The organism is Nocardia cyriacigeorgica (genome assembly GCF_010858045.1).
GTDB classification, from domain to species: Bacteria; Actinomycetota; Actinomycetes; order Mycobacteriales; family Mycobacteriaceae; genus Nocardia; species Nocardia cyriacigeorgica_E.
This window is the reverse complement of the sequence record NZ_JAAGVC010000246.1, coordinates 1-316: the sequence shown is the minus strand read 5'-3', so window position 1 is coordinate 316 and position 316 is coordinate 1. Positions and strand designations below refer to the sequence as shown.

Here is a 316-nt window from a genome sequence, read left to right as displayed (position 1 = left end):
GCGAGACGGTGTTCAAGGGTGTCGTGCACTATCCGCTGGCGCTGGCCTTCGAGATCGGCGAGGACGAGCAGGTGCGTCTCGAGGTCGAGTACCGCACCGACATCCTCGACCAGGCGTACGCGCAGCGCGCCGCGAAGGTGGTCGCCGAACTCGTTGCGCGCGTGCCGGATGCGCTGGATCTGCCGCTGTCGGACCTGTTCGGCACGCTCCGTGCGGCGGCGGGCGCGTAGCGGCGGTGCCCATATGGGCTGGCCCGGGTCGTGCCGGGTGCGAGATTTCATCATGTTAGGCTAGGCAAGCCTAGCCTAACTAATAG

The 316-nt window shown here is 66.8% G+C and carries 1 pseudogene; it reads left to right on the top strand.

From position 1 onward, the window contains the following. Window positions 1-230, top strand: a pseudogene (locus tag GV790_RS29560) (condensation domain-containing protein); the annotation flags it as partial. Window positions 231-316: the final 86 nt, after the last annotated feature.